This is a genomic window from Marinomonas polaris DSM 16579 (assembly GCF_900129155.1).
Classification (GTDB): Bacteria; Pseudomonadota; Gammaproteobacteria; order Pseudomonadales; family Marinomonadaceae; genus Marinomonas; species Marinomonas polaris.
On the sequence record NZ_FQVF01000022.1, the window covers coordinates 1 to 18,830 of the forward strand.

Genomic DNA, 18,830 nt, shown 5'->3' on the forward strand with positions numbered 1-18,830 from the left:
TGGTTGGCTTCGACGTTCTCAGTTGTACCTGACAAGGTCACCGCATCCGCTTCGGTCGCGCTGAGGTTGCCATCGCCTACCGCGCTCAAGTCGATTGTCGGTATAGGAGCACTATCACTATCAACAATCGTGGTCGTTGCACTATCAAAGGCGATAACTCCTGTAACACCTTCTAAATTGATAGTAAATTTCTCGTTACCTTCATAAACAGAATCATTAATGGTAGGAACATTTAAAGCAACTTTCGTAACGCCAGCAGGAACAGTAAGAGAACCATCAGAACCAATCGTCAATAATTGAGTTTGACCGTTTTCATCAACATAACTCGCCGTCATGGTGCCAATATCATCAGCACTTGCCGTATCAAAAGAAGTCGATAGTTTAACGGTAACATCCGTTGGAGAAGCTTGGTTGAGTGACAAGGTGAAAATTGCATCTTCGCCTTCAGGAGTGAATCCATTGTCATCAAGACTAGCGATGACGGTACTTTTGTCTTGATACGTGCCGTCAGTTGACTCTGATGTTGCAGTAAACTCATTACCTGCCGCATCGGTACCAGTAACACTTGCACTAATCACATGATTAGCATCACCAGCCAAATCACTACCCGCTACATCAATACTATAGGTAAGATCACTAGTTACAGAACCTGTGTATTGCACATTGTTAATGGTAAGTGTAACTGTATCGCCCTCAGCAGCATCACCATCTACTCTCCCTGTAATCGTTACAATACCACTCGCCTCAATAGCATTAAGTACATCATCACCAGCTATTGTATCAATGCTAATAGAGGCACTTGCTTGCGTATCTAAAGTGACATCTAGTGGAGTAGAAGTCGCTGTATTGCCAGCATTATCAGTCACTTTAACGGTAAGAGTGTTAGCACCTTCAGCTAATTGCCCATTAGTCGCTGTAAAACTCCAACTACCATCTGCTGCTTGTACTGCGTTACCTAATTTTGTTGTGCCGCTGAATACTTCAACAAGGGTCACATCACTATCAATGTTAGAAAGAGTGAATGTGGCGGTGGTGTCATTTGTTAGATTGTCGACTGAAGAATCACCAGTATCACTTGCTGAGACCAAATCAATAATTGGTGTACTAATTGCTGTATCAACCGCATGAGTCGATGAGCCTGTGCTCTCAACTGTATTTCCAGAACTATTACTGGATGTTACAACTGCATCAAATTCTGTATCCGCCGCCAAATCCGAACCAGCAACCCCAACAGACCAAGTACCAGTTGAGCTAACGGTGGTTGTGTAAGTTACTCCATTAATGACCAAGATAACTTGATCACCTTGAGAAATATCTCCACCAGTAGCTGTACCTGTTACAGTTATAGTTCCATTCGCTTCAGCTTTATTCACAACATCATCTTCAGTGATAGAACTAACCGTGACAGTACCTGCAATTGCCGGAACATTACCTGTTACTGGAATCGTTCTATTTGACGTTGAAGGTGTGGTATCTTGAGTTTGTGTAGTTGGCCCACCACCATTTCCGCTTGTATCATAGCCATATTTTGGCAAAGCACTTGATGAGTCATTACCAAAAGTAGGAAGTGCAGTGTTATCATTTCGATCAATATCGACATCGACACGTTGCTGCTCACCTAGAGTCTCACCAGCTGCTGGAGCTTCTTGAACTAAGGTAGGGTCATCACCCGCTAAGATGGCATCTTGTAGCGCGTCTACGTCTGTGGAAGAGTCTGCAACCAGATCTTCGTTATCTCCTGTGTTGTAGATTTCATCAGTTATCTCGACAACAGAGTCTCCGCCAATAACCACTTCGGTACCATCAACGAAGGCTATAGTCACACTACTATTGCTGCCCGTCACAACAGTCTCGCCAAAGAAAACCGCGTCACCGATTTTCACCACACGCTCTTGGCCATCAATGGATTGAATCGTCACTGAGCCAGTTAACTTAGTGATAAAGCCGATCGCATTGCCTAGTGTTGCAAATGGTGCTTGACTGTCGCTCATGATACGTTCCCTAAAAAGAAGACTAAAAATAAGTCGTAATAGTTCTATAATTACTCTCAAGATAGGGCAGAAAAGGCAAGGTAGCTATTGTACCTTGGTACAGTCAGTCCACTTTTTTAACATTTTCTATCCTTTTTTGGTTCTTTTTTGCTTTCCCACCTAAATACCACAGCCCTTCTGCTCCATTGTCATTGCTATGCATAAATCAACTCTTTATAATTTCCGCTCTTTCGGGCACAGATCTTAAGCACTTAAGGGTCAAACGCTGCGCGATGCCTATTTCAGAGTCTCTAGGACTCACTCAATGAGCCTTTATGGGAGTGTTTCGCATAGCCCTAATCATGGCGCAATATTCCGAACACATTTTTATAAAAAACGGCTAACAAGATAAAAAACCTATAAAGCAAACTGCTAATTAACTAGCGACTACAGCTTATATGCTCTAATTTATTCAGAAGGTAATACATGATCGATACGATAAAACGAGACTGGTTCTCAAACATTAAAGGCGACTCTCTCGCTGGCACTGTGGTTGCGCTTGCTTTGATCCCAGAAGCGATTGCATTTTCCATCATTGCTGGCGTTGATCCTAAAGTAGGCTTGTATGCCTCTTTCTGTATTGCCGTGGTCATCTCATTTGTTGGCGGTCGCCCTGGAATGATTTCCGCTGCCACGGGTGCGATGGCACTATTAATGGTGACCTTGGTAAAAGAGCACGGTTTAGAGTATTTACTTGCAGCCACACTACTAACAGGTGTTTTCCAGATAATCGCGGGGTATTTAAAACTCGGGGCCTTAATGAGGTTTGTCTCGCGGTCCGTCGTAACTGGCTTTGTAAACGCTTTGGCGATTTTGATATTCATGGCACAGTTGCCAGAACTAACCAATGTCACATGGCACGTATACGCCATGACAGGTGCGGGCTTGGGTATTATTTATCTATTTCCACTCCTTCCTGTCATCGGTAAAGCGCTCCCTTCACCATTAGTATGTATCGTCGTATTGACTGCTTTTGCGATGGTGTACGGTTTAGACATTCGTACCGTTGGCGATATGGGCGAACTACCCGATACTCTGCCTATCTTCTTATGGCCAGACGTTCCGTTAAACCTAGAAACCCTAATGATCATTTTACCTTACTCACTTGGCCTTGCTGTGGTCGGTTTGTTGGAATCAATGATGACAGCAACCATTGTTGATGAATTCACGGATACAGGTAGTGACAAAAACCGCGAGTGTAAAGGCCAAGGTGTTGCCAACATTGCTTCAGGCCTGTTGGGTGGCATGGCTGGTTGTGCCATGATTGGACAATCCGTTATCAACGTAAAATCTGGTGGTCGTGGTCGTCTTTCTACCTTTATTGCTGGTTTCTTATTGTTGATCATGGTGGTTTTCTTAGACGATCTGATTAGTCAAATCCCAATGGCCGCTTTGGTTGCCGTGATGATCATGGTGTCGATTGGTACTTTTTCTTGGGAATCCATCATCAACCTGAAAAAACACCCGTTATCGACTAATATTGTAATGTTAGCTACCGTTTCTATTGTGGTTGCCACACACAACTTGGCAATCGGTGTATTTGTCGGTGTGCTGCTGGCATCTTTGTTCTTTGCTCACAAAATCGGCCGCTTTATGGTGGTGAAAAACGAGCAAGGCGAACAAACAGGTCATCGTACTTATAAAGTCATCGGACAAGTGTTTTTTGCGTCGTCAGATCAATTTAATGCGTCTTTTGATTTTAAAGAAGCGGTTGAAAGAGTTACGATTGATTTAACCGATGCACACTTTTGGGACATCACAGCCGTATCCGCTTTGGATAAAGTAGTAATTAAATTCCGTCGTGAAGGTGCCGAGGTTGAGCTGGTAGGAATGAACGAAGCCAGTGCGACAGTCGTCGACAAATTTGGGGTTCACAACAATCCTGAAGAAGTCGAAAAAGTAATGGGTGGTCACTAAAACACCCTAGAATAATAACAAGGAGTGCAACATGACTAACATAATAGCTTGTATTGATGGATCTTCTCTATCTGAGTGTGTCACCACCGCATCCGTCTGGGCGGCCAAGCAAATGGGCTCGCCATTAACCTTGATGCACTCCTTGGAAAAAGAAGCCGTGAGAACCGACGAAGATCTTTCTGGTTCAATCGGCTTAGGCAGCCGAGAGCACTTGCTCGAAGAGCTCGTTGCCCTTGATGCGAAACGTGCAAAACTGGCTTTGGAGCATGGCAAGCTGGTACTCGAAAACGCCAAAGAATTTGCTCATAAGGCTGGCGCCAAGCAAATCGAATTACTGCAGCGTCATGGCGATTTAGTCGACAACCTCCTCGACCTTGAGGAAGAATCTCGGCTTATCGTCTTGGGTCGTTGTGGCAGCGGTCATACACAAAGTGCTCACACCATTGGCTCTCACATCGAGAGAGTCGCTCGAACATTGCATCGTCCAATCTTAATCAGCGTCGGCAAATTTAAAGCGCCAACAAACTTTATGATTGCTTACGATGGTCGTGAAGCTGCAGATAATGCGATCGCACGTATCGCGCAAAGCCCGTTACTGCTTGGCCTACCTTGCCATCTCGTCATGGCAGGAGAAGCGACACCAGAGCGCAGAGCAAAATTAGAAGAAGCTCATCAACGTTTGGAAGAAGAAGGTTTTGACGTCACGGCATCTATCATTCCAGGAAAGATCTATCCAGTGCTGACTCAATACCGTGAAGAGAACCAAATAGAACTCATGGCAATGGGCGCGTATGCACACTCTAAAGTTCGTCAATTCTTTGTCGGCAGCAACACCAGCAAGATGATAATTGAGAGCGATATTCCACTTTTGATTTTGCGTTAGAGCATTCAATTTCTATCAAACGATACTCATCAAGCAATATCCATCAAGGGCGACTTCTTCGGAACTCGCCCTTTTTATTGCCTTCGACTTTTCTATTTTCAGCCCAAACCATAGATGAATTTTTTGTTAAATGTTTAACAATTTAAATATATGGTTTTGCATATATATGCTTTTCCACATACACTTCTATCAACATTAACTGATGTGTTTTTTTTACAATGAAGCCCGATCATTTCTACAAAGCGCTCGCCGATGACACCCGCTTGCGAAGCCTATTATTAATTACTCAATATCAAGAATTGTGCGTTTGCGAGCTCACCGAAGCGCTAAATGAAACGCAACCTAAAATATCTCGCCATCTTGCCCAGCTACGAAAAAATGGCGTTCTAAGTGATCGAAGACAAGGACAATGGGTGTTTTATCAATTGCATCCAGAACTGCCCAATTGGGCGAAGAGTGTCTTACAAACCACACTAGACAACCAAATTTTGTGGCTAAAAGACAATATAGATCAGCTCGAAACCATGGGCGGCAGGCCAAAACGTACTGGAACTTGCTGCTAACCATCCAATTTTCATCATGCATTTGAGACAACACAATGACTATTAAAGTAGGAATAAACGGCTTTGGCCGTATGGGACGACTTTCTTTTCGTGCAGCTTTTGACTGGGACGATGTAGAGTTTGTGCAAATCAACGATCTAAAAGGCGATGCCGCCACACTCGCTCACTTGGTTAACTTCGACTCGGTTCATGGTCGCTGGCACAACGAGGCAAGCAGCGAAGGCAACAATATCATTGTGAATGGCAAAACCATTACTTGCACACAAAACCGTACACTTGCAGAAACGGACTGGTCACAATGCGATGTAGTCATTGAAGCGACAGGCGTGATGAAGACCAAAGCAGCGTTACAAGCCTATTTAGACCAAGGCGTAAAACGCGTTGTGGTAACCGCGCCAGTCAAAGAAGATGGCGTACTGAATATCGTCATGGGTGTTAACGATGGCGACTACAATCCAAGCTTGCACCCTATCGTCACAGCAGCGTCTTGTACCACTAACTCACTCGCACCAGTAGTTAAAGTCTTGCAAGATGCCATTGGCATCAAACATGGCTCTATGACGACAATCCATAGCATCACCAACACACAAACCATCATTGATGCGCCGCACAAAGATTTACGCCGTGCTCGTTCTTGTGGCAGCAGTTTGATTCCAACCACCACAGGCTCTGCAACCGCTATTACGCATATTTTTCCAGCACTAAAAGGCAAACTAAACGGCCACGCTGTTCGCGTGCCCTTGACCAACGCATCTTTGACCGATTGTGTGTTTGAAATGAAACGTCCGACGTCAGAAGAAGAAATCAATCAACTACTCAAAACCGCCAGCGAAGGCGAATTAAAAAACATCCTTGGCTACGAAGTCCGCCCATTAGTATCAATTGATTACCGTACCGATCCACGCTCTTGCATCATCGACGCACTCAGCACCATGGTGATAAACAGTACCCAAGTAAAACTCTATGTTTGGTACGACAACGAATGGGGCTACGCTAACCGCACCGCCGAACTAATGCGAAAAGTGGGTAGATTAGACAAATAAAAAAACGCCTAAAAACCTAAAAAACCTATAAAGAGCAAAGCGAAAATAACCAATGCTGTCACAATTACCAAAAAGCGTTCGTCAGTACCTTATCGTCACCGGCAATTACTGGAGTTTCACTTTGACCGACGGCGCGTTACGCATGCTGGTCGTGTTGTATTTCTACCAGCTTGGATATGGCGCATTAGACATCGCTTTGCTCTTCTTGTTTTACGAATTCTTTGGCGTTATTACCAACCTCTTTGGTGGCTGGCTTGGGGCGAAATGGGGACTCAACCGCACAATGAACATTGGCCTCGCAATGCAAGTGGTTGCCCTATCTATGCTCTTATTACCCACCAGCTTTTTAACCATTCCTTGGGTGATGGCTGCACAAGCCTTATCGGGTATCGCCAAAGACCTCAACAAGATGAGCGCCAAAAGCGCCATCAAAACTCTTGTTCCCAAAAACGCCAGCGGCACCTTGTACAAATGGGTTGCCTTACTAACCGGCTCGAAAAATGCCCTTAAAGGCGTGGGTTTTTTCTTAGGTGGTTTTCTACTGAGTACCATCGGTTTCCATAAGGCCATTCTAGCCATGGCGATTGCCCTTGCTATCGTTTGGCTCGCCAGCTTGTATCTGCTTCGAGAGGATTTAGGCAAGGCAAAAAACAAACCAAAATTCTCGCAGATGTTTTCAAAAAGTGCTGAAATCAATATCCTGTCTGCGGCTCGCCTCTTTCTGTTCGGCGCTCGGGATGTATGGTTTGTCATTGCGGTGCCAGTGTATTTGTCGAGCCAATTTGACTGGGATCATTGGCGTGTCGGTAGCTTCCTCGCCCTATGGGTCATCGGCTATGGTGTTGTCCAAAGCCTTGCACCACAGATTACAGGTAAGAAAAAACAGCAAACACCCAGCGGCAAGCAAGCCAGATTTTGGGCCATGCTGCTTAGCGCTATTCCAGCAGCCATCGCGATTGGTTTACAGAATTTTGATCACACATTATGGATTCTATTGAGCGGACTCATAATATTCGGCGTGGTGTTTGCTATCAATTCATCCTTACATAGCTATTTAATCGTTCACTATGCCAGTGAAGATGGCGTGTCATTAGATGTGGGCTTTTACTACATGGCCAACGCCATGGGACGACTCATCGGCACAATTTTATCAGGATGGATTTACCAAAACTTTGGCTTGATCGCCTGCCTCTGGGTGTCTTGTGGGTTTCTTATACTTACCAGTGTTATTTCATTCTGGTTGCCACAAAAAATCACCAATGCAGAAAGCACCAATTAATCTCTTTTCAACCAATAGCCCGGATTTTTACTGTTATGCATGATGGCAATCACATAAAGGTTATCTGAATGCACTTGATAAATGACAGAGAAAGGAAAACGAGATAATAAAAATCTATGATGATTTGCACCGAACTTGGGCCAAGTTCGAGGAAGCGCCAGAATTGTTTTGAATGCAGATTCAAGCTCTTTAATAAAATCATCACCAAGCCCTTTGGCTTGAAGTTGATACCAATCATAGGAGGATTTAATTTCCTGACTGAGATCAGGATGAAAGGTTAAATTCAACATATTATTTTACAACTTGAGCCTTAATTTCCTCCCAACTTACTGCCTTTACATCGCCAGACAACAAAGCATTGCTGCGATCTTCTGCTAATGCTAACCAAACCGACTCAACATCATTACTCGGTTCACCTTCAAGAGAAGACAAAAGACAATGAGCTGCCAAAGCTTTTTCACTAGGCGTTAATTGCTCCATATTATCCAGTACGGTTTTTAATGCGTCAGACATATGCATCACTCCTATCCACGTTACAAGCAATTCTATCACTGAATGCTAGCTTTTGCCTCCCATCCAAAGCCATAAAAAAACACCAAGCATGTTCGGTTCACAACCGGCATACTTGGCGTTTCTTTAATTAAGAACTAAAGGCGTTTACTTAGAGCTAATCGCTTTGATATGCAATTTGCCTACTTCGGCCTCAGTCACTTCTACTTTCGTTCCAGCTTCAATGGGCTCTTCACTTACCAAAGACCATTCAATACCAGAATAGTGGTACTTAGGAGACTGGGTTGGCGATACAGCTTCTTTCAAATAGAACTGATGATCGGTAAATTCGCTTTTGGCTTTTTTGGTGCTCACCTTAGATTGCATGCGCTTCAATGGCTTCCACAATACTAACGCGGCCAATACGGTCATCACGCCAGTACTAAAAGAAGCACTCAGCAAACTATTCGGCAATACACCAACATAAACCAAAGCACCGGTCGTCATAGCAGCTAAACCAACAAAGAACAGCACAAAGGTAGAAAAGCCCAAAACAGCGACTTCGATGACCAATAGAATCAAACCAACAATAAACAAGCTTTGGGCAAGATTATTGGCAATGATATCCATAGCTAGCTCCCTTTCGTCATTTTCTGGATAATTGTCATAGCTTGAGCAACCACTGCCGCTGTTTCAGTTGCGCCATCTGGCAACAAAACCACTGACGATTCTTTCGCAATAGCACGTTTCGCTTCGATCGCTTTCGTTGCAAGATCAAGTTGAATCGCTTTCTGACCTTCTTCAGTTGCCGCGGCTTCACCTACTTGGCGAAGTGCTTCGGCTTGAGCGGATGCCACAGCAACAATAGCTTTCGCCTCACCCTCTGCGCGTAATACTTGCTCTTCCTTATCCGCTTCCGCCGCTAAGACAACAGAGGCTTTTTTACCTTCGGCACGGTTAATCGCCGCTTGACGATCCCCTTCCGATTCCAAAATTTGCGCACGTTTAACACGTTCTGCTTTCATTTGGGCTTCCATCGCTTCCATCACTGATTGTGGTGGAACAATGTCTTTTATTTCGTAACGCAACACCTGAATACCCCAAGGACCTGCAGCATCATTAATCGACGCCACAATATTGGTGTTAAGCACATCGCGCTCTTCAAATGTTTTATCTAATTCCATTTTACCTAACTCAGAACGCATCGTAGTTTGCGCTAACTGAGTCACAGCGAAGACATAATTCTCTACACCATAAGTTGCTTTATAAGGGTCTAATACGCGGAAATACAATACGCCATCGACACGCAAAGAAATATTATCCTTGGTAATAGCGCTTTGCTCAGGCACATCAACGGCCTGCTCTTTTAAAGTGCGATCAGCAGAAATACGATCAATAAAAGGAAAGATGAAATTCAATCCTGCCTCTTTTGTAGACTGGTATTTACCAAAACGCTCAATAACGTATGCCTGATTCTGCGGCACAAACTTGATCGAGGTTTTTAGCAGTACAACCACTAGTACAAGCACCAGAGTCTGAACGCTTAATATATAGCTAAGTATTTCTTCCATAACAATGAATCCTTAATTTTCAAAACACACCCGACTTATATTCTTTCCACGCTGTTATGAATCACCATGCAAAAAATACAAACGGAACGACAAATTTATCGCCATTACAGTAGGCACTGTTGGGCGTCAAAAGTCACCAACAATCGCTTAGTACAACTATCCCCAAAAAACTGTACTTAATTATAGACCTACAAATAGGCTATTTAGTTGCAAACTGTCTCGCACTTTTTATAAAAGCCTCAACACCTTCTTTTGGTGTTCTAAAAGAAGTCACCAATCGAATCACACCTTCTTCCCAACGACCGCCATAAAAACCAAAGCCTTCAGCTTGCAGATGGTCAATCATTGGCAATGGCAAGGTACAAAACAGCATGTTTGCCTGAGCTGGCGTATTAATTTTTACACCAGGAACGGCTTTCAAACCTTCTTGCAACAAAGCCATCATGGCATTGGCATGAGTCGCATTGGTACGCCACAAATCATCGGTTAAGTAAGCAATCATCTGTGAAGACAACAAACGCATTTTCGAATGCAAATGCCCACCGCGTTTACGACGATAACCCAACTCTTTCGCTACTTGCTCGCTGGAGATTCCTTTATTTTCGAGGGATTGCTTGAACACTACAATGGCTTCTGCCGCCATCACGCCATTTTTCGTCGCGCCAAATGACACTATATCCACGCCCGCTTTCCACGTCATTTCCGCTGGAGTGCAACCCAAGGCAAGCAAGGCATTGGCAAAACGTGCGCCGTCCATATGAACAGGTAATCCAGCCGTTTTTGCCACATCGCTAATGGCACGAATCTCATCTAACGAATAAACACTGCCAACTTCCGTCACTTGAGAAAGGCTAACAACAGATGGCTGACAAGAATGCACATCACCGATTTTTTGACTCACCAATTTCTTCAGCTGATCAGGATCCATCTTGGCATCCGCGCCACTAATACCGACAAAACGTGCGCCATTGGTATAAAACTCAGGCGCAGTACATTCATCATTCAACAAATGGCTTTCAGAATGACACAACACACTACCCCAAGGCGGCGTTAACGCACTGATACTCAATACATTCGCCGCCGTTCCAGTAGAAACCAAAAACGCATCGACTTCACACTCAAACAGTTCCGACAACATACGCGTGACTTGCGCCGTGCCATCATCATTCCCGTATGGCATAGCGTCGCCTTGCGCGGCTTCCATCATGGCTTTAAAAACAGAATCTGACGCGCCGGCAATATTGTCACTAGTAAACGCAACCTTCATTTAGTACTCCTTAAATCAATTCATTCATATTTATGAGTATTATCATGACAGCCTTTAAAAGCGAGTGCTTGGATTTTTGTGCAGCATCATAAATAACTTTCTTCAAAGCAAAATGCCATCCAATATTTCCAATACCTAACAACCAAAATCAAATAGCCTACCCGACCTTCTGTTAGTATTGTACAGATACAATATGAAAGGAGTTCCCATGTCGGTATTCACTGAACGTAAAATAGATTGTCACAATCACATTTTTGACCCACAGAGCTTTCCCTATCAAGCAAATACACCTTATACACCAGAAGGCCATGAAGTCGCGACAGCAGATTACTTTCTACAAGTTCTAGAAACCTACGGAGTGTCCCACGCTCTATTAGTTGGCCCAAACTCCGCTTATGGCGAAAACGACAATCGCGCTTTATTAGATGCAATTGCTCGCTCCAACGGTCGCTTCAAAGGTATGGCTGTAGTCAAACAAGACGCATCATCAAAAGAACTTGCACAGCTAAAAGCCCAAGGAGTGATCGGTGTTACCTTCAATGTCGCTTATTATGGATTTGAGCACTTTGCTCAATCCGCACCATTAATGGATCGCCTAGCGGATCTCGATATGATTGTTCAGGTGCAAATCGAAGACGGGCAAATGCTCGATCTCGCGCCCTTATTAATGAACAGCAAGGCAAAAATATTAATCGACCATTGTGGCCGACCTAATATTGAAAAAGGCGTAACAAACAAAGGCTTTCAAGCCGTACTTGCGCTAGCAAAAACGCAACGTGCTTACATCAAGGTTTCTGGCTTTGCCAAATTCACGCAAAGCGTATTTCCTTATGCTGACACAAAACCTTATGTCGATGCCATTGTTGAAAGTTTCGGAGAGGATCGCATCATTTGGGGATCGGATTGGCCGTTCTTAAAAGCACAACACAGAATGGATTATGGCACTTTGCTCAGCCTTGCAGAGAAGCAGTTCCCTGATGCAAGTATACGAGCAAAGTTTTTCTGGGAAAACGCCGCAAAACTCTGCGGCTTTCCAATATAAGCAATCAAATAAACAACAGAAACTAAGCCGTTTTCAGCGCTACAATCTTTGCTGTACTACAGCCTTTTTAGTACAACAGTAGCCTGAAGGCGACTCTGTCCAAAGCGTGACATTTTTTCAAACTCATCACGGGCAATCGGTACGTATTGGCAATCCAACGGACTTGGTGGATCGTCAGGTAATTTTTTATCGTCGTCTAAGTCTGGATCATGCACAAGAATACAATGTTCGTCGTAGCCAGACATCACCACCCAATGGGGAGATTTTTTACCGTCCATACGGAAGGTGCTGATCAAGATAATCGCCAAGGCGCCATCGTCAAACGCTTCAATCAATTGTGCCAACGGCATCGCAGTGTAATGCAAGGGAACACCAACGTCTTCGCATTGTTGGGCAAAGCTTTCATGTACACGCGTGATGACGTTTTTCTTCAGCTCGTTACGCACGCTGTCGACAAACAACGGGCCTTCTTCGCTCAACCAAACATCCGCTGACAAGCCACGCTTCTTCGCTGCCAAAGCCAATCCCATAGGATGACAACCACCATGGCCAGACGTCATGAAAATCGTCGTCGCTTCACGCCAAATTTCCAACTCATCGTTAGGCGTCGCTTGATAATCTGGATGCATCGAAGACAACACCATTTGCAACGACGCAGGTCCACAGGTAAATGGCGTGCCTTGCGCTAACCAAGGAATGGCTCGCGTGGTTTGTTCGTCACCAGCATGACGCAAACGTTTCTGCATACGAATCGCATCGGTTTGGTCTTCGTAATAAGCATCGTAATGACCAAATTCCTTGTAACCCATTTTTTGATACAAGGCGATGGCATTATGATTCACATCACTGACTTCCAAACGCAGCAACATTTTGCCTTTTTTAAGCGTTTTTTTCTCACAGGCTCGGATCAATAATTTCCCAATACCAAGGCCACGCGCCTCAGGTGATACCGCAAGCGAATACAAACGTGCCAAGTGAGTACCTTGGCGAAGATGCAACAAGGCATAACCCAGCAGCTCACCGTCTTCCTTCATCGCAACAAACAAAGCCGAGCCAGAACTCGTAATGGCATGACGAAAACTACGACGACTCAAACGGTCGCCAGTAAAGGCTTTGCCCTCCAAAACGAGCAATGCTTTTAAATCGTCTATACTGGCTAAACGTATATCAATATTTGGGGAAGAACTGGTGACCGGGCTTGTGATCATTACATCGCCTCAAAAGGGCAAAAGGTCGCTAGGATCGTCGAACCGTCATCTTTTCAATCACTATAAAAGAGAGTAAAAAAACCACGATTTAACGATAAAAATTTTCGCGCATTCTAGGGCGAAACCTATCTAAAAGATAGTCTATTTTTTCATCAAAAAAACATTTTATTTTTTCATTTTAGACTATTGTTAAAACAATAAATAAAGCGCACCATCCGCACAAATTAAGGGTGTTTTTAGCGCCCTATTTGATACACTTTTAAACACCCATAATGATTTTTTAAGCAAAAGGAAAAGCATACCCAATGTCACAGACTTACATAGTTGTTGATCAGGCCAAAGATTGGTCAGCGTTCTTACCTAGTGATCGAGTGATCACTTTTACTCAATACCTAAACTTGGCAGCGACAAAAAGCCAAGGACGCACACGAATCATCAACCTATGTAAAAGCAGCAAATATCTATCTGATGGATATTACTGCTCTCTGTTGGCAGAGAGCCGTGGCCATCACGTTATGCCTTCTGTGCGCGTACTTAATGACCTAAGCAAGAAAGATCTATATGAGTTAGAGATATCTCAATGGTTACCATTGCTTGCAAAAAAACTCGCTAAACCAGAAGCACCGATGGAAATGAAATTCCACTGTGTATTCGGTAAAACGATTCATCCAGAAATGAAGGAATTTGCACGCAAATTATTCGAAAGCTTTCCTAGTCCTGTACTGGAAGTGACTTTGAAATTCCGCAAAGAATGGCAAGTCACCGCCCTTTTCTCTACGTCACAAAGTAAACTGAGCGAAGAGGAAGAAACCCTATTCGCAGAATCCTTGGAAGCTTTTAGCAACAAAGTGTGGAGCAAAGGCCGCATTCAACGTGCCGCAAAATTCGACATGGCAATTTTGGTTAACCCAGAAGAAGCCATGCCACCAAGTGATGACCAAGCAATTAAAAAGTTTATCCAAGCTGGTAAACAACTTGGTATACACGTTGATACGATTGGCCCAAAAGACATCATGCGTTTGCCAGAATACGATGGTTTGTTTATTCGTGAAACCACCAACATCGACCACCACACCTACCGCTTTGCCAAAAAAGCCGAAGGTCTGGGATTAGTTGTAATGGACGACCCACAATCCATCATGCGCTGTACCAACAAAGTCTACTTAGCAGATTTGTTCAACACCCACAAAGTACCATGCCCAAAAACACGCATCGTACACAAGGGTGAAGACAACGTAGAAGATGCATTGGAAGCCGTTATCAGCTACCCAATGGTGGTAAAAATTCCAGACGGCGCATTTTCTAAAGGCGTTATAAAAGCTGAAAACCGCGAAGCTTTGACCGAAAGTTTGAACACCTTGTTTAAAAAATCGTCTTTGCTATTGGTTCAAGAATACCTTTACACCGAATTCGACTGGCGTATCGGCGTACTGAACAACAAACCGATCTTTGCTTGTCGCTACTACATGGTTAAAAACCACTGGCAGATTTACCAACATACAGGTAGCAAAAGCCAAAGTGGCGGATTTGATACTTTACCAACCTTCGAAGTGCCACGACGCGTGCTACAAGCCGCCATCGCTGCCACCAAACCGATTGGTGAAGGCTTATACGGCGTCGACGTAAAAGAAATCAACGGCCGTGGTTACGTTATCGAAGTAAACGACAACCCAAGTATCGACCGCGGCGTAGAAGACAAATACCTAGGCGATGAACTTTACATGCACATCATGTCGGAGTTCTTACGTCGCATGCAGGTGAAACGTGGTGATATTCATGCTTGATAAGCAAGCACTCTAGATATGCGAAAGGCGACTTATGAGTCGCCTTTTTGTTTTTCAAGTACGCGAGTAAGTTTGTTTCCTCTCAATCGCTTTGTATTCATGACCTTTATTCCGCCCTGCTGGGCGTGTAACTTTTGTCTAGCGACACAAAAGTAACCAAAAGGTCTCTTTAAGATCTTTAATGCCTGATTTTCTTCATAGGCGCACGATTACTTCCTACGCTCGTTATATCGTAAGGCATAGATTATTTTATCGGTTACAAGATAGGATATTTTTAACTGACTCTGAAACTCCATAAAGTCGCGCAATCGGGATTGCGTCGAACTGATTTCTCGAGATTGCAAACATGAAAAACAAGTTTGTGTGTTTTTAGTAAGCAGCTTTGTAATTGAAATGGCTTCGCCATTTTCGGCAGATTACGGTCGTGCCTCCCTCATGCAGCCCTACGGGGAAATTAGGAGAATGATCCCTAATCCAACAAACAATGTGGTTATAGCAGTGAGAATGAAAGAACGCTGCCAGCCAGAGCTAGCAAGTGATAACCCCATACAAAGCGAGCAAGTGGCTCATGGTGTAATAACTTGCCCTCAACGTATTTTTCTACTTTAGACACTCCCATAATTAGAAGAGCGCCAAAACCTAGAAAGAATATAAAAGGGACTATCTCACCTTCGATGTTGAAACAAGAAAGTATGGCGATAGGGGCGGAAAATCCGAATGGTAGCCATACAAAAAATGATAGAGGACATTTTGCCCAATAGGGTTGAATAAAATACACGCGCGCTATTTTGCGTTTTAATTCATAACATCGCGTTGATCTTTCTTCATGCTGTGCTTCAGCCAAGTTTGCATTACGCTGCCTTCTCTTCTGGCGATGCTTTCTATTTTTTCGAGTAGATGTGCTCGAGTCTTTCCCTGACATTATCCAGATCTCTTTTCTAATTTATTTTGCTGACAAACAACAATTATAAACAGCATTTTTAAGCTATTGCACAATATTCATTGCTCACAAGTCTTTACTGACGAAGGAAAAGGTAAACCAAGTGTTAGTGAAATCTTGTGTCAGAAGTACTAAGCCAAAAAAAGAGTATGGCGTGAAGTGCACGTCATACTCTAAATAAATCGCCTGGGAACGATTCAATTCTGCAATTTTGTCCTAATAGTCTATTTAGCAAACAGTGGCATTAGCCAGTTGGCGTGGTTCAATAAGGTGTCGTCTTGGCGCACTTTGCCGATGAGTTGTAACCCTAAAGGGACGCCGTTTTCATCTGTCATGCCTGGTACGTTGATGACGGGTAATCCCATGGCTTGCCAAGGACGACTCATGTGAGGTGCGCCAGTGGCAGCGTGGCCTAGCGGGGCGATATCAGGTGCAGCTGGAGCCAAGATAGCGTCGGCTTCTGGCGCATAATTCCATAGCCAATCTCGGCAAGCTTGTGTTGCATCCAAAGAGTCAATGTAAGTTGCGCGATCCATGCCGAGGCCTTGTTCCATCAAGGCGGCTAATGGGTCACTTAGTTGATCTTGATGAAAAGATTCAATTGCTAAGTTGCGGCACACTTCCCACGCCATGATATTAATGTGGTGATTCACCATGTCTTTTATGCGATTGCCGGCGTCCAGTTCGATCACTTTGACGCCTTGCGCTTTAAGTATTTCTATAGCGTTTTGCGTGGCGTTTTCCATGGCTGACGAGGTATCGCCGACCAATTTCCCGTGACAAACCAATACGCATTTAGGTGCTGTTGATGCGCTTGATTTAATAGAAGCTGGCTGGCGTAACAAGATAGCGCGCAGCAGCTGAATATCTTCGACATTACGAGCAAACAAGCCTAGCGAATCCAAAGATTGCGCTAATGGTTGACCGCCTCGCAGGGAAAATTCACCTCGACTTCCTACGTAACCAATAGCGCCACAATAAGCAGCAGGACGAATGACGGAAGCAGCAGTTTGAGAACCCAGCGCCATTGGTACCATGTTGTCAAAAATAGCCGCCGCCGAACCACTAGACGAACCGCCCGGTGTACGTTCTAAATCTGCAGGGTTTTTGGTTTTCCCCGGTTTGAAGTAAGCGAATTCTGTGGTGACGGTTTTACCCAACACTATGCCACCCGCAGCGCGAATCAAGGCGACGCAAGTGGCGTCTTCAACAGGTCGTCGTCCGGTATGAATCGACGAGCCCATTTCTGTGGGCATTTCCTCTGTGTCGATGATGTCTTTCACGCCCAACGGTAAGCCTTTTAACAAACTGGCATCAAAGAAGACTTTATGAGCTTGGTAATAAGCAAGATATTCGTCGCGAGAACGCTTTAATTGCCAAGCACCCACGTCTGGTTCACGGGCTTCTATACGATCAAAACAGGCATTAATAACCGATTCGGTGGTACAAGCACCCTCTTCTATGGCGCGTAGCATTTGGCACAAGCCCATTTCATTTAAATCAATTTTTGTATTCATAAACAAACTGGTTCCTTGTGAGACCAAGGCCTCATTACGTTATTAAAAGAGTTTAAAAATCTTGTTAAGGTAAATAAAGGTGTTCTGAAGTCAGTTCATCGAGTTGCTGAACGCCCATTAAATTTAGGCTGCGAGCCAGCTCTTCTTGCAAGATATCCAATACCCGCGTGGCACCGATTTGACCACCAGCCGCAACGCCGAATAAGGTGGCTCGACCTAGCATGACCCCCTGCGCGCCAAGAGCGGTGGCTTTTACTATGTCACTGCCACGACGAATGCCGCTGTCTAGCAATATGTCTATTTCACCACCCACGGCATCGACAATCGCCGGTAAAGCGTCGATAGAAGACAAAGCACCATCAAGCTGACGACCACCATGATTGCTGACCACGATGCCATCAAATCCCAGCTTCAGCGCTTGCCTTGCATCATCAGGATGCAGTACACCTTTTAGGATCAACTTGCCGTGCCATTGATCTCTAGTCTTGGCCATTTTTTCCCAATCCAATAAGGTATCGAACTGCTCTTGGATAAATTTAATGGCACCCAAGGCACTTTGTTCATTCGCAGGCAAGTAAGGATTCAAATTGCCCATGGTTGGCAAACCATTAGGCATCATGACTCGACGAATCCAGTTTGGGTGCATCAGCACATTGGCTTTATTACGCCACGTAAGTTGACGCGGCTTGGCAAAATTTCGTCGGTCCCATTCACGATTTCCAACCACTGAAGCATCGGAAGTAATGACCAAGGTATTCACGTCAACAGCTTTAGCTCGCGCCAATAAATCATCGTTGAATTGTGCTTTTTTTAAGCCATAAAGCTGAAACCAGAAATCGAGATCCTGAGTGGCATCGCGCACTTGCTCCATGGAAGCATTCGACACGGTACTTAAACAGAAAGGTATTTTTTTCGCGTTAGCGGCCTTTGCCAAAGCAATGTCGGCCTGAGGCCATAACATGCCATTAAAACCGCTTGGACCTATCATCATTGGTAAGGCGCTTGACGACCCAACCAGTGATGTTGTTAACACCGGAGGATGATTGGCAACTAAAGTGTGAGAAGTCAGCCGAATCTTGGCGAAGTCGCTCTCGTTACTATGTAAGGTCTGTTCATTTTCCGCGCCACCTGCCAAGTATTCCCATGCAAAATCAGGTAATCGGTGGCGAGCAAGAGCAGCCATTTCGGCCACACTTTGCACTCTTGAAAAATCAGAACCTTTATAAAACCTACGCATCATCTCTCCTAAGAAAACAACTGAGTCCTATCAGTTATACAACATTGCTTAGCTCTTGAT

General features: G+C 44.4%; 17 protein-coding genes. 7 read left to right on the forward strand and 10 right to left on the reverse strand.

Annotated features, from left to right (window positions below; genetic code table 11):
• The coding region (locus BUA59_RS19515; protein ID WP_139248934.1) for a retention module-containing protein at positions 1-1,991 on the reverse strand (1,991 nt) is incomplete at its 3' end.
• 465 nt (positions 1,992-2,456) lie between these two features.
• Between BUA59_RS19515 and BUA59_RS19520 the strand changes: the two genes are divergently transcribed.
• The 5 genes from BUA59_RS19520 to arsJ all read left to right on the forward strand — a co-directional run bounded on the left by BUA59_RS19520 (position 2,457) and on the right by arsJ (position 7,715).
• Positions 2,457-3,947: a SulP family inorganic anion transporter gene (locus BUA59_RS19520; protein WP_072841353.1), complete on the forward strand. Its 1,491-nt coding sequence runs from the start codon at positions 2,457-2,459 to the stop codon at positions 3,945-3,947.
• A 31-nt stretch (positions 3,948-3,978) separates the two neighbouring features.
• Entirely contained in the window at positions 3,979-4,830 is an 852-nt protein-coding gene (locus BUA59_RS19525; protein WP_072841355.1) for a universal stress protein, read from the forward strand.
• 218 nt (positions 4,831-5,048) lie between these two features.
• Positions 5,049-5,393 (forward strand): metalloregulator ArsR/SmtB family transcription factor, encoded by a 345-nt coding sequence (locus tag BUA59_RS19530; RefSeq protein ID WP_012069554.1) that lies wholly within the window; start codon positions 5,049-5,051, stop codon positions 5,391-5,393.
• A 35-nt stretch (positions 5,394-5,428) separates the two neighbouring features.
• Entirely contained in the window at positions 5,429-6,436 is a 1,008-nt protein-coding gene (locus BUA59_RS19535; RefSeq protein WP_072841357.1) for an ArsJ-associated glyceraldehyde-3-phosphate dehydrogenase, read from the forward strand.
• 52 nt (positions 6,437-6,488) lie between these two features.
• Positions 6,489-7,715: an organoarsenical effux MFS transporter ArsJ gene (arsJ, locus tag BUA59_RS19540; protein ID WP_072841359.1), complete on the forward strand. Its 1,227-nt coding sequence runs from the start codon at positions 6,489-6,491 to the stop codon at positions 7,713-7,715.
• Here arsJ and BUA59_RS19545 read toward each other — a convergent pair.
• The 5 genes from BUA59_RS19545 to BUA59_RS19565 all read right to left on the reverse strand — a co-directional run bounded on the left by BUA59_RS19545 (position 7,712) and on the right by BUA59_RS19565 (position 11,042).
• The gene (locus tag BUA59_RS19545) at positions 7,712-8,005 is read right to left on the reverse strand and encodes a type II toxin-antitoxin system RelE/ParE family toxin (RefSeq protein ID WP_072841361.1); all 294 of its coding nucleotides are present in this window, start codon (positions 8,003-8,005) and stop codon (positions 7,712-7,714) included. The genes arsJ and BUA59_RS19545 overlap by 4 nt on opposite strands.
• 1 nt (position 8,006) lies before the next feature.
• Entirely contained in the window at positions 8,007-8,228 is a 222-nt protein-coding gene (locus BUA59_RS19550; protein ID WP_012069550.1) for an addiction module protein, read from the reverse strand.
• Between the two features lie 144 nt (positions 8,229-8,372).
• Positions 8,373-8,834, reverse strand: coding sequence for an NfeD family protein (locus BUA59_RS19555; protein ID WP_012069549.1), 462 nt, complete (start codon positions 8,832-8,834; stop codon positions 8,373-8,375).
• 2 nt (positions 8,835-8,836) lie between these two features.
• Complete coding sequence (locus BUA59_RS19560; protein WP_072841363.1) at positions 8,837-9,775, reverse strand: SPFH domain-containing protein; 939 nt, start codon at positions 9,773-9,775, stop codon at positions 8,837-8,839.
• Positions 9,776-9,974: 199 nt separating this feature from the next.
• Positions 9,975-11,042, reverse strand: coding sequence for a threonine aldolase family protein (locus BUA59_RS19565; protein ID WP_072841365.1), 1,068 nt, complete (start codon positions 11,040-11,042; stop codon positions 9,975-9,977).
• A 208-nt stretch (positions 11,043-11,250) separates the two neighbouring features.
• On the opposite strand from BUA59_RS19565, the gene BUA59_RS19570 reads away from it, so the two are divergent.
• Positions 11,251-12,084, forward strand: a complete 834-nt coding sequence (locus BUA59_RS19570; protein WP_072841367.1) for an amidohydrolase family protein — start codon at positions 11,251-11,253, stop codon at positions 12,082-12,084.
• A 56-nt stretch (positions 12,085-12,140) separates the two neighbouring features.
• On the opposite strand, the gene BUA59_RS19575 is transcribed toward BUA59_RS19570, so the two are convergent.
• A complete protein-coding gene (locus tag BUA59_RS19575) occupies positions 12,141-13,292 on the reverse strand; it encodes a GNAT family N-acetyltransferase/peptidase C39 family protein (protein WP_072841369.1) in 1,152 nt (383 codons plus the stop codon).
• A 305-nt stretch (positions 13,293-13,597) separates the two neighbouring features.
• Between BUA59_RS19575 and BUA59_RS19580 the strand changes: the two genes are divergently transcribed.
• Positions 13,598-15,076, forward strand: a complete 1,479-nt coding sequence (locus tag BUA59_RS19580; RefSeq protein WP_072841370.1) for a RimK family protein — start codon at positions 13,598-13,600, stop codon at positions 15,074-15,076.
• A gap of 490 nt (positions 15,077-15,566) precedes the next feature.
• Here BUA59_RS19580 and BUA59_RS19585 read toward each other — a convergent pair whose 3' ends face one another.
• From BUA59_RS19585 to BUA59_RS19595, 3 genes are all read right to left on the reverse strand, one after another.
• On the reverse strand, positions 15,567-15,998 hold the full coding sequence (locus BUA59_RS19585; protein WP_072841371.1) for a hypothetical protein: 432 nt from the start codon (positions 15,996-15,998) through the stop codon (positions 15,567-15,569).
• A 242-nt stretch (positions 15,999-16,240) separates the two neighbouring features.
• On the reverse strand, positions 16,241-17,533 hold the full coding sequence (locus BUA59_RS19590; protein WP_072841372.1) for an amidase: 1,293 nt from the start codon (positions 17,531-17,533) through the stop codon (positions 16,241-16,243).
• A gap of 64 nt (positions 17,534-17,597) precedes the next feature.
• On the reverse strand, positions 17,598-18,770 hold the full coding sequence (locus BUA59_RS19595) for an alpha-hydroxy acid oxidase (RefSeq protein WP_084122575.1): 1,173 nt from the start codon (positions 18,768-18,770) through the stop codon (positions 17,598-17,600).
• Between the last annotated feature and the right edge of the window lie 60 nt (positions 18,771-18,830).